This window comes from Streptomyces noursei (genome assembly GCF_001646665.1).
Lineage (GTDB): Bacteria > Actinomycetota > Actinomycetes > Streptomycetales > Streptomycetaceae > Streptomyces > Streptomyces lavendulocolor.
In genome coordinates this window covers 1-15,873 of the sequence record NZ_LWBU01000381.1, presented here as the reverse complement: position 1 = coordinate 15,873, position 15,873 = coordinate 1, and the positions used below count along the sequence as shown (strand labels likewise).

The window sequence follows — 15,873 nt, the reverse complement described above, 5'->3', positions numbered from 1 at the left end:
CCGCCCCCGGGCTCACGCCCCCGCCCCGCCCGCCCGCCCCCCCCCCCGGCCCGGCCCCCCCCGCCCGCCCACCCCGCCCCCCCCGGCCCCCATGCCCCGGCCGCCATGCCCGCCGTGCCCGGCACGGCGACCGGCGCGCGGCTCACCGCCGGTGATCGAGGCCAGGATCACACCCCCTCACCCGGTGCCCCGGCCAATTCCCCGGCCGGCGCCGCCCGGGAGCGTACGGACCCTCCGAAGGGCCGCCCAGGGGTCCCGAGTTGCCCGGCTCGCGTCCCGTCCGTACCCACACATGGCGACTTGATGGGCTCCGGGTGCATTTCGCCCGGGTCGACGGCGCGCGGCGACAGGGCACCGGAGCGCCTGCGCGCTCTCTTCACACCGCCCGACTTTCGATTCCGGCGCCGGGCCTGAAATAGTTCCACCCGATGTTCGCCATCCCTAGACTCCCTGCGACGGGGGGAACTCGGGGGACAAGTAGTGGGGCATGGAGTGCCGGAACTCGTACTGGAATTGAACGGAAGGACCTGGACTCTCGATCCGTCCAGGTCGTACACCCTCGGACGTGATCCGCAGGGTGACCTGGTGATCGACGACGCCAGGGTCTCGTGGCGGCACGCCACGGTCAGCTGGAACGGCCGCAGTTGGGTCATCGAGGACCACGGCTCGACCAACGGCACGTATGTGCAGGGCCAGCGGATCCACCAGATGGAGATCGCCCCCGGCTCGGCCGTGCACCTGGGCAACGCGACCGACGGCCCGCGGGTGAGCCTGACCGACGCCGCGGCGGGAGCGGGCGCGTACAGCGCTCAGCCAGTTGGCCAGGCCCAGGCCCCGCAGGCCGCCGCCGGCCACCAGGCGCCGCCGCAGCAGGCCCAGCAGGCCTGGCAGCAGCAGGCCCCGGCCGCGCCGCACCAACAGCCGCAGCAGCCCCAGCAGCAGGCGCACGCCCCGGCCCAGCCGCACGTCCCGCACCAGCAGCCCGGCCCCGCCGGCCACCCCGGCCCCGCCGAGCAGCTCGCGCAGAAGGGCCCGGGCCAGGGCGGCGGCGCCCCGATGGCCGAGCCGGTCCACGGCGAGCGCAGCCCCACCACCTTCCACCAGCTGGCCCTCGGCCGCGTGATGCGCATCGGTCGTGCGCTCGAGAACGAACTGGTCGTCTCCGACCTCCAGGTCTCGCGCCACCACGCCGAGTTCCACGCGACGCCCGACGGCCGCTTCGAGATCCGCGACCTCGGCTCGCACAACGGCACGTACGTCAACGGCCAGCCGCTCGCCAAGTCCGGCACCGCGCTCATCGGCCCGAACGACATCGTCGGCGTCGGCCACTCGACGTTCCGGCTGGTCGGCGACCGGCTCGAGGAGTTCGTCGACACCGGCGAGGTCTCCTTCTCGGCCCGCCACCTCACCGTCACGGTCGACGGCGGCAAGCAGATCCTCAAGGACGTCTCGTTCGGCGTTCCCGAGAAGTCGCTCGTCGCGGTCATCGGCCCGTCCGGTTCCGGCAAGTCGACGCTCCTCAAGGCGCTCACCGGCTACCGCCCCGCCAACCAGGGCGACGTCCTCTACGACAACCGGAACCTCTACAAGCAGTTCGCCGAGCTGCGTCAGCGCATCGGTCTGGTCCCGCAGGACGACATCCTGCACAAGGAGCTGACCGTCCGCACCGCGCTCAAGTACGCCGCGAAGCTCCGCTTCCCCGCGGACACCACCGCGCAGGAGCGCGAGGCGCGGATCGACGAGGTCCTGCGCGAGCTGAAGCTCGACATCCACAAGACCAAGAAGATCACCGCCCTCTCCGGCGGTCAGCGCAAGCGCGTCTCCGTGGCGCTGGAGCTGCTGACGAAGCCGTCCCTGATCTTCCTGGACGAGCCGACCTCCGGCCTCGACCCGGGCATGGACCGCGACGTCATGCAGCTCCTGCGCGGGCTGGCCGACGACGGCCGCACGGTCCTCGTCGTCACCCACTCCGTCGCCGAGCTCGCGCTCTGCGACAAGCTGCTGGTCATGGCGCCCGGCGGCTCGGTGGCGTACTTCGGCCCGCCGGAGGAGGCGCTCAACTTCTTCGGCTACGAGACCTGGGCCGACGTCTTCTCCGCGTTCGAGAACTACCGCGACTACGACTGGTCGGGCCGCTGGAAGGGCTCGCAGCACTACCAGATGTACGCCGCGGACATCGACGCCGTCGCCGCCCAGTCCGTCCAGATGCCGCCGGCCCAGGCCATGCGCCCGCCCAAGCCGCAGGGCTGGGGCGCGCAGCTGTGGACCCTGATCCGCCGCTACCTCTCCGTCATCGCCTCCGACAAGGGCTTCATGGCGCTGATGGTGATCCTGCCCGCCGTCCTCGGCGTGGTCAGCACGCTGATCAGCTCCGACCACGGGCTCCGGCCGAGCCCCCGCGGCCCCAACACCAGCGCGGCGACGATCCTGCTGATCCTGGCGGTCGGCGCGTGCTTCGCGGGCGCCGCCAACTCCGTACGAGAACTGATCAAGGAGCGGGTGATCTACGAACGGGAACGGGCCACGGGCCTGTCACGTTCGGCGTATCTGATGTCGAAGGTGATCGTCCTCGGTCTGATCACCATCCTGCAGGGCGCGATCATCGGTGGCATCGGCTTCGGCATGCGCAAGGTGCCGGACGAGGGACTGCTCTTCGGGTCGTCCCTGGTGCGGCTGGAGCTGAGCCTGCCGATCATGGCGCTGGGCTTCACCTCGATGATGTTCGGCCTGATCATCTCCTCGCTGGTGAAGACCGCCGAGAAGACCATGCCGCTGCTGGTGATGTTCGCGATCATCCAGGTCGTCTTCACCGGCTGCCTGTTCACCCTGCACGGCCAGGTCGGCGTCAACGAGTTCTCGTACCTGATGCCGTCCCGCTGGGCCGTCGCCGCCGCCGGAACCACCGCCGACCTCAACCGGCTGTTCCCGAACCAGGACGACCCCACCGAGACGGACCCGCTGTGGGACCACGAGGTGGGTCAGTGGATGGTCGACATGGGCGCGCTCCTGGCGCTCGGCGCCATCTGCGGCGTGATCGTGGCGCGCCTGCTGCGCCGCCACGAGCCCGAGGTCATGCGCAAGTAGGACCGGCGTACGCGGTACGTGGCGACAGACGCGCCGAAGGGCGGCACCCCGCACGGGGGTGCCGCCCTTCGGCATGTCGGCGCCGGCCTCCGGCGCGGGTGAACCGGCTCAGTAGGCGCTGTTCACGTTGTCCATGGAGCCGTAGCGGTCGGCCGCGTAGTTGCAGGCGGCGACGATGTTGGCGACCGGGTCGTACTGGTCGAACTTGGTGCCCGGCACGTGGTAGGCCTTGAAGGTCGGGTAGATGACCTGGAGCAGGCCCTTGGACGGGACGCCGTTGATGGCGTTGATGTCCCAGTTGTTGATGGCCCGGGGGTTACCGCTGGACTCCCGCATGATGTTGCGGTGGATGCCCTCGTAGGTGCCCGGGATGTTGTGCTTCTTCATGATGTGCATCGCCTCGCGGATCCAGCCGTCGAGGTTGTTGGCGAACACCGGCTTGCGGGCGGCGGCGCGGCTGGCGGCGGCCTTGGCGGCGGCACGCTTCTCCGCAGCGGCCTCGGCCTTCGCCTTCGCCGCGGCGGCGGCCTTCGCCTTGGCGGCGGCCTGGGCCTTGGCAGCGGCGGCGGCCTTCGCCTTGGCGGCGGCGTCGGCCTTCGCCTTCAGCTCGATGGTGGTCTGCTGCTCGGTGATGCCGAGGTGCAGCGGCTTGCTCTGCGTGTTGACCAGCGCGACCGGGGCGGCAGCGGCGGCGGCCACGGTCTGCGGCTCCGTCTCGGCGGCGGCGTCGTTGCCGGGAACGATCGAGAACGTGAGCGCGGCGGCGCTCAGGGTGGCGACGCCGGCCAGGGAAAGCTTGTGGTTCTTCTTGAGACGGCTGAAGCCGGGGCGGGTGCTGAACGCGGACATGCAGTCGTACCTCTTCGAATCGCGGGACGTCGCAAGGCCAGGGCGGCGCTTCGCCTGCTCGGCGGGCGACGGATGCAATTCTTAGCGGCAGCAAAATCCTGGGGCAAAGGTGTGACGTACGAAGCCGGGTAGTGGATCAGCGGGTGCCGAAGAGCGCGTCCGCGCCCGTCACGCACCCGCCCCACCAGCACTCATCCGATTCTTATCCGCACCACTAGCCGTCTTCGTAAGTGACCTGGGTCCTATGCGCGGGCTCACATCGGGCCCATGGCCGTCTCACCATCTGTTGCACGAGCAATGCGCTCAGTGAGGGGCCTCCTCCGGCAGGACGAGATGGACGTCCCCGAACTCGTGCCAGAGGTAGCGCCGCCTCAGCGCCTCGGCGTACGCCAGGCCCAGCGCCTCCCTCCCGGCCACCGCCTCCAGCAGCAGCAGGTGCGACGCCTCCGGCTCGTGCAGCCCGGTCAGCAGCCCGTCCACGGCGCGCACCCCGCGCCGGGGCGTCACCACCAGGTCCGTCCAGCCACCCGCCGGCCGCACCACCCCGTCCTCACCGGCCGCCGACTCCAGCGCCCGCACCGCCGTCGTCCCCACGGCCACGATCCGCCCGCCCCCCGCACGGGCCGCCCCGACCAGCCACGCGGTGGACTCCGGCACCTCGAAGCGCTCCGGGTACGGCGGCTCGTGCGCCTCCGCCGACGCCACCCCCGTGTGCAGCACCACCGGCGCCACCTGCACGCCCCGGCTCACCAGCTCCGTCACCAGGCCCGCCGTGAACGGCCGCGCCGCACTCGGCATCTCCGCCGACCCCGCCCCGTCCCGTGCCGGACGCGCGAAGACCGTCTGGTACGCGGCCGGCGACTGGTCCCGGTCGGTGTAGCCGTACCGGATGGGACGCCCGTACCCCGCCAGCAGCCCCGGCACACCCACCGACACCGAAGCCCACCACAGGCGCCCGCCCCCCGACGGCCCCGCCACCAGCGACTCCTCCAGCACCAGCTGCGCCCCGCCCGGCAACCGCACCACGGCGCCCGCGGGCCCCCCGCGCCGCGGCCGGGTGGTGCCCCGCCCGTCCGGGTTCCGCAGCTCCACCGACCAGCGGCCGTCGTCCCCCCACGTGGAGAAGTGCACGACCACCGTCTCGCCGCCGTCCCCGCCCAGGCGCCCGGTCACCGCGGCGGCCAGCGTCGGCGAGGTGTTCACCACCAGTACGTCCCCGGCCCGCAGCAGCCCCGGCAGCTCCCGGAACGCGTGGTGCGACACCGCCGTCCCCCGCGACACCATCAGCCGCACGTCGTCCCGCCCCGAACCCCGCTGCTCCGCCGGCACCCGCGCGGACAGCTCCGCAGGCACCCGCAGCGCCGTCGGCACGCTCACGCCGCCACCTCCAGCAGGGCCGGCGCCGTGTACCGCCCGCTCGCCGGCCGCTCGGCCAGCAGCCGCAGGAAGGCCGGCACCACCGATTCCGGAAGCGGACGCCCGGAGGGATCGTCCACCGGGACGGCCGCCTGGTACAGGTCGGTCCGCATGTCACCCGGGTCGACCGCCCACACCCGCAGCCCCGGCTCCTCCACCGCCAGAACCGCCGCCAGCTGGTCCAGCGCCGCCTTGGACGCCCCGTAACCTCCCCACGTCCCGTACGCCTCCGCCGCCGCGTCCGAGCTGACCGCGATCACCGTCCCGGCCCCGCTCGCCCGCAGCAGCGGCAGCGCCTCCTGCACCAGCCCCAGGGCGGCCACCACGTTCACCTCCAGCGCCACCCGCAGCCCCTCCAGCGGCAGCGCGTCCAGCCGCACCAGGGGCTCGGCACCCAGCGCGCTCGCATTGCTCACCAGCAGGTCCAGCCCGCCCAGCTCCCGCGCCGCCGCCACCAGCGCCTCCCGGTGCCCGCCGTCCCCGACGTCCCCCGGCAGCGCCACCACCCGCGTCCCGTGCGCCCGCGCCTCGCGCGCGGCCTCCTCCAGCACGGAGGCGGTCCTGGCGTCCAGCACCAGGTCCCAGCCCCGCCGGGCGAGGGCGACGGCCAGTGCCCGCCCCAGTCCCTTCGACGCACCCGTGACGATCGCGACAGCCATGACACCCATCCCCTTGGAACGATCGAGAACCTCCCGCGGTCCGGGAAGCCGATGCCCCCAGCCTGGAACCCTCCCCACGGCCCCCGCCTCGGCCCCGAGCCCCGCTCCGCGGGGAACTTCGACCTAGGGCCTGCGACCCGTCCGGACGCCGTCCCCGGTCCGATACGGACCGTCACACCCCGCCGGTACCGTGAACGCATGACCGATCGACCGCCCGGCTCCGGCCTCGCCGCCGTCAGCACCGCCCTGCTCGCCATGAGCAGGCACCTGGAGGTCCGCGACGTCCTCAAGACGATCGTCGCCTCCGCCCGCGAGCTGCTCGACGCGGAGTACGCGGCCCTGGGCGTCCCCGACGACCACGGGGGCTTCGCCCAGTTCGTCGTGGACGGTGTCAGCGAGGAGCAGTGGAAGGCCATCGGCCCGCTGCCGCGCCAGCACGGCATCCTCGCGGCGATGCTCCACGAGGCGAGGCCCGAGCGCCTCGCCGACGTCCGCAAGGACCCCCGGTTCGAGGGCTGGCCCGCCGCCCACCCCGACATGTCCGACTTCCTGGGCCTGCCGATCAGGGACGGAGACGAGACGATCGGCGCCCTCTTCCTCGCCAACAAGCGCTGCCCCGAGGGCGCGGCCCCCGCGGGCGGCTGCGGCTTCACCGAGGACGACGAGGAACTGCTCGGCATCCTCGCCCAGCACGCGGCCATCGCCCTCACCAACGCCCGGCTGTACGAGCGCAGCCGGGAGCTGACCATCGCCGAGGAGCGCTCGCGGCTCGCCCACGAGCTGCACGACGCGGTCAGCCAGAAGCTGTTCTCCCTCCGCCTCACCGCCCAGGCCGCCACCGCCCTCGTCGACCGCGACCCGGCCCGCGCCAAGGGAGAGCTCCAGCAGGTCGCCGCACTCGCCGCCGAGGCGGCGGACGAGCTGCGCGCCGCGGTCGTGGAGCTGCGCCCCGCCGCACTGGACGAGGACGGCCTGGTGCACACCCTCCGTACGCAGATCCAGGTCCTGGACCGCGCCCACAGCGCGCACGTCACCTTCGAGAGCTCGGGCGTGCGCGCCCTGCCCGCCGCGCAGGAGGAGGCCGTGCTCCGGGTCGCCCAGGAGGCGCTGCACAACGCGCTGCGCCACTCCGGCGCCGACCGGGTCGCCGTGTCCCTCGTACGGCACGGCCAGGGCGCGCTGCTGAGCGTCACCGACGACGGCAAGGGGTTCGACCCTCGCTCGGTCCGGCGGGCGGGGCGCCACCTCGGCCTCGTCTCGATGAGGGACCGGGCCGGCGGCGTCGGCGGCAGGCTCACGGTTCAGTCGGAGCCCGGCAAGGGCACCACGATCGAGATGGAGGTCCCCGGTGGCTGAGGCCGCATCCGGTCGGAAGACCGGGATCCGTGTCCTGCTGGTCGACGACCACCAGGTGGTGCGCCGCGGACTGCGCACGTTCCTGGAGGTCCAGGACGACATCGAGGTCGTGGGGGAGGCGGGCGACGGCGCCGAGGGCGTGGAGCGTGCCGAGGAGCTGCGGCCCGACGTGGTCCTGATGGACGTCAAGATGCCCGGGATGGACGGCGTCGAGGCGCTGCGCCGGCTCCAGGAGCTGGCCAACCCCGCCAAGGTGCTGATCGTCACCAGCTTCACCGAGCAGCGCACGGTGGTCCCCGCCCTCCGGGCGGGCGCCTCGGGATACGTCTACAAGGACGTCGACCCGGACGCGCTGGCCGGCGCGATCCGGTCGGTGCACGCGGGCCACGTCCTGCTCCAGCCGGAGGTGGCGATGGCGCTCCTCTCCCAGGAGGACGCGAACGGCGGTACGGGCCGGGGCGGCATGCTCACCGAGCGCGAGCGGGAGGTGCTGGGCCTGATCGCGGACGGCCGCTCCAATCGCGAGATCGCCCGGGCCCTGGTGCTCTCCGAGAAGACCGTCAAGACGCACGTGTCGAACATCCTGATGAAGCTGGACCTCGCCGACCGGACCCAGGCGGCGCTCTGGGCGGTCCGCCACGGCCTGGCCGACTGACCCCGGCCGGACGGGACGGGGTCAACCGGCGCGCCCCCACCCGTACAAAATTCATACCGTCGGGTGTATGTCACCCACTCGGCGCAACCTGGGCGCCGCGTGGGCGTTCTCCATGGCGTGCCGCGGTGATCGCCGCGGCGGTAGTCAACGGAGGATGTGCGAAGTGAAGAACCTGAAGAAGGCCGCAGCCGTCACCATGGTCGCCGGCGGACTCGTGGCCGCCGCCGCGGGCGCCGCGTCCGCCAGCAGCGGTGCCCACGCGGACGGCGCGGCCATCGGGTCGCCCGGCGTCGCCTCCGGCAACCTGGTTCAGGTCCCGGTCCACGTCCCGGTGAACGTCTCGGGCAACAGCGTCAACGTGATCGGCCTCCTGAACCCGGCCTTCGGCAACACCGCCGTCAACCACTGACGACCGGCCCGGCCCCCAGCCCCACCTGGGGGCCGTCCCCGCCGCCCGGACGGCCCCGCGGCGCACGGCCCGCACCCGGCGGCCGCCCCGCCGATCCCCACCGCGCACGGGACGCAGCCGCACCGCCCCTGCCGGGCGCGTCACCCCCGCTCGCGCTCCCTCTCCTCCACCCACGCGTTGAACGCCGCCACCTGCGCCCGCCGGGCCACCCGCTCCACCGGCCGCAGCGCCTCCCGGCGCGCCGCCATCTCCGAGGCGCTCACCGCCCCGCCGTGCGCGCCCCCGATCCCGTACGCCGGTGAGTACGCCAGCGACACCAGCAGCCCCACCCGCTGGGCCATCTCCAGCACCCGCACCGCCCGCGGCGGATACCCCGGCGCCAGCACCTCCCGCCCCGCCTCCGCCCGCGCCCGGTACGCGTCCAGCGCGGCCTCCGCCACCGGCCCCGACGCCGCCACGTCCAGCCGCGTCAGCACCACCGTCGCCTCGCGCAGCGCCTCCGCCAGCTCCCGCTCCGCCTCCCCGAGCGACGGCACGTCCGCCGGCGGCGCCTCCCGCACCGGCAGGCAGTGCCACACCACCTCCACGTGCACGTCGCCCTCGGGCCCCGCCTCGTACACCTCGGGCACGAGACCGAAGGGCGCCCCGTACCCGACAGCCGCCTCCTCCGCATCCAGCGCCCGGGCGTTGAACGCCGGCGGACCGCTCAGCCCCAGCGGATGACCCGGCGCCGGCAGCGCCACCCGCCACCCCGCGACCCCCAGCGCCCGCAGCCGGCCCAGCGCGAGCGTCAGCCCGACCGGCCCCCGCTCGCCCGGCAGCCCCTCCACCCGGTGCACGGCGTCGTCCCCGACGATCGCGAGCACGGCCTCATCCGGCGACACCAACCCGGCCAGCAGGGCGTTCCCCCATGCGGCCAACCGTCCTGAACGTGGTTCCGAAAGCATCCCCCAACCCTAGGGGGCGTCTCGCCGATCATGCCGGGCTCCCGGCGTCCGCCACCGCCCCGCGGCCGGACCCGGACGGACCAAAGGAGACCTAAGGACGGGGCCGCGCCACCAGTGGCGTAGGTTTTCCCCTGGGAGCCGCGCCCGCAGGCGCCGGCGACGACGAGACTCGACCGCATAGGGGAGACAACGCGCTCATGAGCGATGTACTGGAGCTGGTGGACGTATCCGTGGTCCGCGACGGACGCGCTCTGGTGGAAGACGTCTCCTGGTCGGTCAAGGAGGGCGAGCGCTGGGCCATCCTCGGCCCCAACGGCGCCGGCAAGACCACCCTCCTCAACGTCGCCTCCAGCTACCTCTTCCCCAGCTCCGGCACCGCCCGCATCCTCGGGGACCAGCTCGGCAAGGTCGACGTCTTCGACCTCCGCCCGCGCATCGGCATGGCCGGCATCGCCATGGCCGAGAAGCTGCCCAAGCGGCAGACCGTCCTCCAGACCGTCCTCACCGCCGCGTACGGCATGACCGCGACCTGGCACGAGAACTACGACGCCGTCGACGAGGACCGCGCCCGCGCCTTCCTCGACCGCCTCGGCATGACCGAGTACCTCGACCGCAGCTTCGGCACCCTCTCCGAGGGCGAGCGCAAGCGCACCCTGATCGCCCGCGCCATGATGACCGACCCCGAGCTGCTGCTCCTCGACGAGCCCGCCGCCGGCCTCGACCTCGGCGGCCGTGAGGACCTGGTGCGCCGCCTCGGCCGCCTCGCCCGTGACGCCTACGCCCCCTCCATGATCATGGTCACCCACCACGTCGAGGAGATCCCGCCGGGCTTCACCCACGTCCTGATGATCCGTCAGGGCAAGGTCCTCGCCGCCGGACCGGTGGAGATGGAGCTGACCTCCCGCAACCTCTCCCACTGCTTCGGACTGCCGCTCGTCGTCGAGCGCGTCGGCGACCGCTACACCGCACAGGGCCTGCCCCTGTCGTAGCCGGACGGGCACCCGCACCCACCGCGCCCTGTCCGCGACCCGACCCCCGGTCCTACCATGACCCCGTGGACATCGACGCATGGGTCTGGTGGCTGATCGGCGCGGTGGGACTCGGCATCCCGCTCGTACTGACCGCGATGCCGGAATTCGGAATGCTGTCCGTGGGCGCGACCGCCGGCGCCCTCACCGCGGCTCTCGGCTTCGGCGTGGTCGCCCAAGTGGTGGTCTTCGCCGCCGTGTCGGTCGCCCTCATCGCCGTGGTACGCCCCATCGCGGCCCGCCACCGCGACGGACGGCCCCAACACGCCACCAACGTCGACGCCCTGAGGGGCCGCCAGGCCGTCGTACTGGAACGCGTCGACGGCGGCGGAGGCCGCATCAAGCTGGCCGGCGAGGTCTGGTCCGCCCGGTCCCTCGACGCCGACCAGGTCTTCGAACCGGGCCGCCAGGTCGACGTGGTCGAGATCGACGGAGCGACCGCCGTAGTGATGTGATGGGGCCTCAGACGCGGCAACCCGGTCAACTCCCGCCGAACGGCGCACACACGGCCCCGCCGTCTGCGAAACTCGATCATCGAACCGACCGGCAACGAACCGGCAGACAACCGGCAGCGAAGGGCACGGGGAACACACGATGCCATCAGTCATCATCGTCCTGGTCATCCTGGTGGTGCTCGTCTTCATCGCCCTGATCAAGACGATCCAGGTCATCCCGCAGGCCAGCGCCGCCATCGTCGAGCGCTTCGGCCGCTACACCCGCACCCTCAACGCGGGACTGAACATCGTCGTCCCGTTCATCGACTCGATCCGCAACCGCATCGACCTGCGCGAACAGGTCGTCCCCTTCCCGCCCCAGCCGGTGATCACCCAGGACAACCTGGTCGTGAACATCGACACCGTCATCTACTACCAGGTGACCGACGCGCGCGCCGCGACCTACGAGGTCGCCAGCTACATCCAGGCCATCGAGCAGCTCACCGTCACCACCCTCCGCAACATCATCGGCGGCATGGACCTGGAGCGCACCCTCACCTCCCGCGAGGAGATCAACGCCGCCCTCCGCGGCGTCCTCGACGAGGCCACCGGCAAGTGGGGCATCCGCGTCAACCGCGTCGAGCTCAAGGCCATCGAGCCCCCCACCTCCATCCAGGACTCGATGGAGAAGCAGATGCGCGCCGACCGCGACAAGCGCGCCGCGATCCTCACCGCCGAGGGCATCCGGCAGTCCCAGATCCTCACCGCCGAGGGCGAGAAGCAGTCCGCCATCCTCCGCGCCGAGGGTGAGGCCAAGGCCGCCGCCCTGCGCGCCGAGGGCGAGGCCCAGGCCGTCCGCACCGTCTTCGAGGCCATCCACGCCGGCGACCCCGACCAGAAGCTCCTCTCCTACCAGTACCTCCAGATGCTCCCCAAGATCGCCGAGGGCGACGCCAACAAGCTCTGGATCGTCCCCAGCGAGATCGGCGACGCCCTCAAGGGCCTCTCCGGCGCCTTCGGCAACCTCGGCAGCGGCGCCCCCGGCTTCAACACCGGCGGCACCGGCAAGGAGCGCCCCCCGGCACAGCGCCGCGAAGAGCCCCCGGTCGACTGACGCACCCACCCCTTCGTGCATGATCAGTGCACCAAGCACCGATCCCGCAAGCACGGATCCTGTACGAAGGGCACCGCGTGACCGTCTGGGAAATGCTCGCCGTCTTCGCCGCAGGCATCGGCGCCGGCACGATCAACACCATCGTGGGATCGGGAACGCTCATCACCTTCCCCGTCCTGGTCGCCACCGGCCTCCCACCGGTCACCGCCACCGTGTCCAACGCCCTCGGCCTGATCCCCGGCTCCATCAGCGGGGCCATCGGCTACCGCGCCGAACTCACCGGCCAGCGCCGCCGCGTCCTGCGCCTGAGCCTCGCCGCCGCCACCGGAGGACTCTGCGGAGCCATACTGCTCCTCCTCCTGCCCTCCACCGCCTTCGAGACCATCGTCCCGGTGCTGGTCGCCCTGGCCCTGGTCCTGGTCCTCCTGCAACCCCGCATCTCCCGGGCCGTGCAGCGCCGCCGCGAACGGGAGGGCGACGGCGGCAACCCCGACGGCGGCCCCCTCCTCTTCGCCGGCCTCCTCCTCGCCAGTGTCTACGGCGGCTACTTCACCGCCGCCCAGGGGATCATCTACCTCTCCCTCATGGGCATGCTGCTGAACGACAGCATGCAGCGCCTCAACGCCACCAAGAACATCCTCGCGGCCGTCGTCAACACCATCGCCGCCCTGTTCTTCCTCTTCGTCGCCGACTTCGACTGGACCGCCGTCCTGCTGATCGCCGTCGGCTCCACCATCGGCGGCCAGATCGGCGCCAAGGTCGGCCGCCGACTGCCCCCGACCGTCCTGCGCGGGGTGATCATCGTCGTCGGCATCCTCGCCATCGTCCAACTCACCACCAGGAGCTGACCCCCCGCCGCACACGGCGAGGGCCCGCCCCGTCCTGACGACGGAGCGGGCCCAGGGCCACGGTCACACGCGGCGGCTCACGCGGCCGCCGACGACAGCCAGTCGGGCAGCGCGGCCCGGTCCCGCCCGGCGAGCGCCAGCAGCATCGCGTCGGCCGGCGACGGTATGAAAGGCTCGTACAGCAGCGGCATCCCCGCCTGCTCCGGCGTACGGTCCGCTTTGCGGTGATTGTCCTCCGCGCAGGACGCCACCGTGTTCAGCCAGTTGTCCCCGCCCCCCTGCGCCCGCGGAACCACATGGTCCACGGTCGTCGCGCGCCTCCCGCAGTACGCGCACCGGTGCCGGTCCCGTACCAGCACCCCCCGCCTCGACCACGGGGCCTGTCTTCGGAACGGCACCCTGACGTACCTGCACAGCCTGATCACCCTCGGCACCGGCAGTTCCACGGCGGCCGCGCGCATACGCAGACGGGGGTGCTCCTGCTCGACCACGGCCTTGTCCTGGAGCACGAGGACCACCGCACGATTGAGCGTCACCGTCGACAGCGGCTCGAAGCTCGCGTTGAGCACCAGCGTGTCCCGCATCCTGCCCACCTCCCGTATGCCGGCCCTGCCCTGGTGGCGGGCCTGGGGCTGGGAACCAACTCTGGCCGGGCGCGCCGGGTTGGACAACGCAATATCCGTGCGCAACGAAAGATGCCCGCTCCTGATCTCTCCAAGACCAGGAGCGGGCAAACAAAAAGCGAACGGTCAGCTCTCCGCGGGTTCCGCGTAATGACCGATCAACTGGGCGCGCGCCAGCGTGTGGAACCGCAGGTTGAACCCGACCACCGCGGGGGAGGCGTCCGCGTCCGGCCCCAGCTTCTCGGTGTCGACCGCGTACACGGTGAACACGTAACGGTGGTCCTCGCCCGCCGGCGGCGCCGCACCACCGAAGTCCTTCGACCCGTAGTCGTTGCGGACGTGCACCGCCCCTTCGGGCAGCCCCTCGAACTTCCCGCTGCCCGCGCCCGCCGGCAGCTCCGTCACCGACGCGGGGATGTCGAACAGCACCCAGTGCCAGAACCCGCTGCCCGTCGGGGCGTCCGGGTCGAAGCACGTCACGGCGAAGCTCTTCGTCCCCGCCGGGAAGCCCTCCCACCGCAGGTGCGGCGAGGTGTTCCCCTTCGCGTGGACCTGCCCGTCCGCCAGCACGGCGTCCGGCGCGATGTCGTCGCTCACCACGGTGAACGACGGCACCTGCGGATGGAAGTCGTGGGGGAGCGGTGCCCTCTTCTCCACGGTCACGTCCAAACCTCCGTCTCGCTGTTCCTCGATGGTCCCCGCCGAGCCTAGAGCCAGTTGCGGCGCCCGCCGACATCGGCGAGCCACTGGTTCAGGTAGGCGGGCCAGTCGGTGTTCCGGAAGTCGCCCAGACCCACGGTGAACGCCCGGTAGGAGTCGCTGCCCTCGCTGAACAGCCCCGGCTTCTTGTCCATCTCCAGTACGACGTCCATCTCGCGCTCGTCCGCGATGAACGTCAGCTCCACCTGGTGCAGCCCCCGGTACTGCTGCGGCGGCAGGAACTCGATCTCCTGGTAGAACGGCAGCTTCTGCCGCGTCCCGCGGATGTGCCCCCGCTCCATGTCCGCGCTCTTGAAGCGGAAGCCCAGCTGGATGAAGGCGTCCAGGATCGCCTGCTGCGCCGGCAGGGGGTGCACGTTGATGGCGTCCAGGTCGCTGGAGTCCACGGCCCGCGCGATCTCCAGCTCGGTCGACACGCCGATGTCCATCCCGCGCAGGTGCTGCCCCGCGATGGTCGTGACCGGCGTCTCCCAGGGGATGTCCAGACCGAACGGCACCACGTGCACCGCGCCGGCCTTCACCTCGAAGGCGCCGCCGAGCCGCACCTTGATGAACTCGATGTCCTGCTTGACCTCCTGGTCACCCCCCTCGACCTCGACCCGCGCCTGCAGACCGACCGACAGCCCCTCGATCCGCTGGTCGACCGAACCGCCCTGGATGCGCACCTCGCCCTGCACGACGCCACCGGGCACCACGTTCGCCTCGGTGAGCACCGTCTCGACCGACGCGCCCCCCGCCCCCAGGCTCGCGAGCAGCTTCTTGAACCCCATGTTCACTCCTTTTCGGATCCGGACCCCTACATACGCGCATACGCGGAAGGCCCGCGGCCGGTTCCCAGTACGCTCGTACGACATGATCGAGAGCACCGACCGTACGCCGCTGCCGCGGGACTTCTTCGACCGCCCCGTACTGGAAGTCGCCCCCGACCTGCTGGGCCGCACTCTCGTACGCCTCACCGACGACGGCCCCATCGAGCTCCGCCTCACCGAGGTGGAGGCGTACGCGGGCGAAGCCGACCCAGGCTCCCACGCCTACCGGGGCCGCACCGCCCGCAACGCCGTGATGTTCGGACCCCCCGGTCACGCTTACGTCTACTTCACCTACGGCATGTGGCACTGCCTGAACCTGGTGTGCGGGCCCGAGGGCTTCGCGAGCGGAGTGCTGCTGCGCGCCGGTGAGGTCCGAGTCGGCCAGGACCTCGCCCGCAAACGTCGACTCTCGGCCCGATACGACAAGGAACTGGCCAAAGGCCCGGCCCGCCTCGCGACGGCCCTGGACGTCGACCGCACCCTGGACGGCACCGACGCCTGCGCCGGCCCCGACTCACCCCTCTCCGTCCTCACCGGCACCCCGATCCCTCCCGACCAGGTCCTCACGGGCCCGCGCACCGGCGTGGGCGGCGACGGAGCCACCCACCCCTGGCGCTTCTGGATCGACGGCGACCCCACGGTGAGTCCCTACCGGGCACACACACCGCGCCGTCGGAGGGCTTGACTTGAGGTGGCGAACCGTCTAACGTCTACCGAGCTGCAAGAGACGGGCCTGCCGTTCCAGGCACCCCGGAGCAGCCATCCACCACCTAGATCGACTTCCCCAAAAGGGTTCGACTTTCGGCATGTCCGGAATGGAATCCAGCGGCTCGATTATGAGCCGCAGAGGAAATGGTTTAAAGTGGTGGAGCGCCGAAAGGCAAAGGCCCTCCAACGGCCGCCGGAAACAGAATCCGAACCG

The 15,873-nt window shown here is 72.0% G+C and carries 16 protein-coding genes; 9 read left to right on the top strand and 7 right to left on the bottom strand.

Features of this window, described 5'->3' with window-relative positions:
* The first annotated feature begins 492 nt into the window (after positions 1 to 492).
* Complete coding sequence (locus A4V12_RS30180) at positions 493 to 3,084, top strand: ABC transporter ATP-binding protein/permease (RefSeq protein WP_064072644.1); 2,592 nt, start codon at positions 493 to 495, stop codon at positions 3,082 to 3,084.
* Between the two features lie 108 nt (positions 3,085 to 3,192).
* Here the strand turns inward: A4V12_RS30180 and A4V12_RS30175 are convergent, their stop codons facing one another.
* The 3 genes from A4V12_RS30175 to A4V12_RS30165 all read right to left on the bottom strand — a co-directional run bounded on the left by A4V12_RS30175 (position 3,193) and on the right by A4V12_RS30165 (position 6,008).
* A complete protein-coding gene (locus A4V12_RS30175) occupies positions 3,193 to 3,933 on the bottom strand; it encodes a transglycosylase SLT domain-containing protein (RefSeq protein WP_064072643.1) in 741 nt (246 codons plus the stop codon).
* A 303-nt stretch (positions 3,934 to 4,236) separates the two neighbouring features.
* The gene (locus A4V12_RS30170; RefSeq protein WP_064072642.1) at positions 4,237 to 5,310 is read right to left on the bottom strand and encodes an S-adenosylmethionine:tRNA ribosyltransferase-isomerase; all 1,074 of its coding nucleotides are present in this window, start codon (positions 5,308 to 5,310) and stop codon (positions 4,237 to 4,239) included.
* Positions 5,307 to 6,008 carry an SDR family NAD(P)-dependent oxidoreductase gene (locus A4V12_RS30165; RefSeq protein ID WP_064072648.1) on the bottom strand — a complete coding sequence of 234 codons (702 nt, stop codon included), beginning with the start codon at positions 6,006 to 6,008 and terminating at the stop codon, positions 5,307 to 5,309. The genes A4V12_RS30170 and A4V12_RS30165 overlap by 4 nt, the downstream gene beginning before the upstream one ends.
* 198 nt (positions 6,009 to 6,206) lie before the next feature.
* Here A4V12_RS30165 and A4V12_RS30160 point away from each other — a divergent pair, with 198 nt between their 5' ends.
* The 3 genes from A4V12_RS30160 (at position 6,207) to A4V12_RS30150 (ending at position 8,428) form a co-directional block, all read left to right on the top strand.
* Positions 6,207 to 7,364 carry a GAF domain-containing sensor histidine kinase gene (locus A4V12_RS30160; protein WP_064072641.1) on the top strand — a complete coding sequence of 386 codons (1,158 nt, stop codon included), beginning with the start codon at positions 6,207 to 6,209 and terminating at the stop codon, positions 7,362 to 7,364.
* Positions 7,357 to 8,019: a response regulator gene (locus A4V12_RS30155; protein ID WP_199831425.1), complete on the top strand. Its 663-nt coding sequence runs from the start codon at positions 7,357 to 7,359 to the stop codon at positions 8,017 to 8,019. The genes A4V12_RS30160 and A4V12_RS30155 overlap by 8 nt, the downstream gene beginning before the upstream one ends.
* Positions 8,020 to 8,182: 163 nt before the next feature.
* Positions 8,183 to 8,428 (top strand): chaplin, encoded by a 246-nt coding sequence (locus A4V12_RS30150; protein ID WP_064072640.1) that lies wholly within the window; start codon positions 8,183 to 8,185, stop codon positions 8,426 to 8,428.
* 140 nt (positions 8,429 to 8,568) lie between these two features.
* On the opposite strand, the gene A4V12_RS30145 is transcribed toward A4V12_RS30150, so the two are convergent.
* A complete protein-coding gene (locus A4V12_RS30145; RefSeq protein ID WP_079137470.1) occupies positions 8,569 to 9,375 on the bottom strand; it encodes a hypothetical protein in 807 nt (268 codons plus the stop codon).
* A 197-nt stretch (positions 9,376 to 9,572) separates the two neighbouring features.
* Here A4V12_RS30145 and A4V12_RS30140 point away from each other — a divergent pair, with 197 nt between their 5' ends.
* The 4 genes from A4V12_RS30140 (at position 9,573) to A4V12_RS30125 (ending at position 12,799) form a co-directional block, all read left to right on the top strand.
* Positions 9,573 to 10,364 carry an ABC transporter ATP-binding protein gene (locus A4V12_RS30140; RefSeq protein WP_064072639.1) on the top strand — a complete coding sequence of 264 codons (792 nt, stop codon included), beginning with the start codon at positions 9,573 to 9,575 and terminating at the stop codon, positions 10,362 to 10,364.
* 65 nt (positions 10,365 to 10,429) lie between these two features.
* A complete protein-coding gene (locus tag A4V12_RS30135; protein ID WP_064072638.1) occupies positions 10,430 to 10,858 on the top strand; it encodes an NfeD family protein in 429 nt (142 codons plus the stop codon).
* Positions 10,859 to 10,997: 139 nt separating this feature from the next.
* Positions 10,998 to 11,951: an SPFH domain-containing protein gene (locus A4V12_RS30130; RefSeq protein ID WP_064072637.1), complete on the top strand. Its 954-nt coding sequence runs from the start codon at positions 10,998 to 11,000 to the stop codon at positions 11,949 to 11,951.
* Between the two features lie 77 nt (positions 11,952 to 12,028).
* Complete coding sequence (locus A4V12_RS30125) at positions 12,029 to 12,799, top strand: sulfite exporter TauE/SafE family protein (protein WP_064072636.1); 771 nt, start codon at positions 12,029 to 12,031, stop codon at positions 12,797 to 12,799.
* A 77-nt stretch (positions 12,800 to 12,876) separates the two neighbouring features.
* Here A4V12_RS30125 and A4V12_RS30120 read toward each other — a convergent pair whose 3' ends face one another.
* From A4V12_RS30120 to A4V12_RS30110, 3 genes are all read right to left on the bottom strand, one after another.
* Positions 12,877 to 13,383 carry an HNH endonuclease gene (locus A4V12_RS30120; protein WP_064072635.1) on the bottom strand — a complete coding sequence of 169 codons (507 nt, stop codon included), beginning with the start codon at positions 13,381 to 13,383 and terminating at the stop codon, positions 12,877 to 12,879.
* A gap of 165 nt (positions 13,384 to 13,548) precedes the next feature.
* Positions 13,549 to 14,085, bottom strand: coding sequence for a YbhB/YbcL family Raf kinase inhibitor-like protein (locus A4V12_RS30115; RefSeq protein WP_064072645.1), 537 nt, complete (start codon positions 14,083 to 14,085; stop codon positions 13,549 to 13,551).
* A 44-nt stretch (positions 14,086 to 14,129) separates the two neighbouring features.
* Positions 14,130 to 14,912, bottom strand: a complete 783-nt coding sequence (locus tag A4V12_RS30110) for a sporulation protein (RefSeq protein ID WP_064072634.1) — start codon at positions 14,910 to 14,912, stop codon at positions 14,130 to 14,132.
* An 82-nt stretch (positions 14,913 to 14,994) separates the two neighbouring features.
* Between A4V12_RS30110 and A4V12_RS30105 the strand changes: the two genes are divergently transcribed.
* A complete protein-coding gene (locus tag A4V12_RS30105) occupies positions 14,995 to 15,636 on the top strand; it encodes a DNA-3-methyladenine glycosylase (RefSeq protein ID WP_064072633.1) in 642 nt (213 codons plus the stop codon).
* Positions 15,637 to 15,873 lie beyond the last annotated feature (237 nt).

Coding starts and splice junctions, on each gene's coding strand:
- A4V12_RS30165 (WP_064072648.1), bottom strand. CDS start 6,008: ATGGCTGTCGCGATCGTCACGGGTGCGTCGAAGGGACTGGGGCGGGCA.
- A4V12_RS30160 (WP_064072641.1), top strand. CDS start 6,207: ATGACCGATCGACCGCCCGGCTCCGGCCTCGCCGCCGTCAGCACCGCC.
- A4V12_RS30105 (WP_064072633.1), top strand. CDS start 14,995: ATGATCGAGAGCACCGACCGTACGCCGCTGCCGCGGGACTTCTTCGAC.
- A4V12_RS30110 (WP_064072634.1), bottom strand. CDS start 14,912: ATGGGGTTCAAGAAGCTGCTCGCGAGCCTGGGGGCGGGGGGCGCGTCG.
- A4V12_RS30120 (WP_064072635.1), bottom strand. CDS start 13,383: ATGCGGGACACGCTGGTGCTCAACGCGAGCTTCGAGCCGCTGTCGACG.
- A4V12_RS30145 (WP_079137470.1), bottom strand. CDS start 9,375: ATGCTTTCGGAACCACGTTCAGGACGGTTGGCCGCATGGGGGAACGCC.
- A4V12_RS30140 (WP_064072639.1), top strand. CDS start 9,573: ATGAGCGATGTACTGGAGCTGGTGGACGTATCCGTGGTCCGCGACGGA.
- A4V12_RS30130 (WP_064072637.1), top strand. CDS start 10,998: ATGCCATCAGTCATCATCGTCCTGGTCATCCTGGTGGTGCTCGTCTTC.
- A4V12_RS30175 (WP_064072643.1), bottom strand. CDS start 3,933: ATGTCCGCGTTCAGCACCCGCCCCGGCTTCAGCCGTCTCAAGAAGAAC.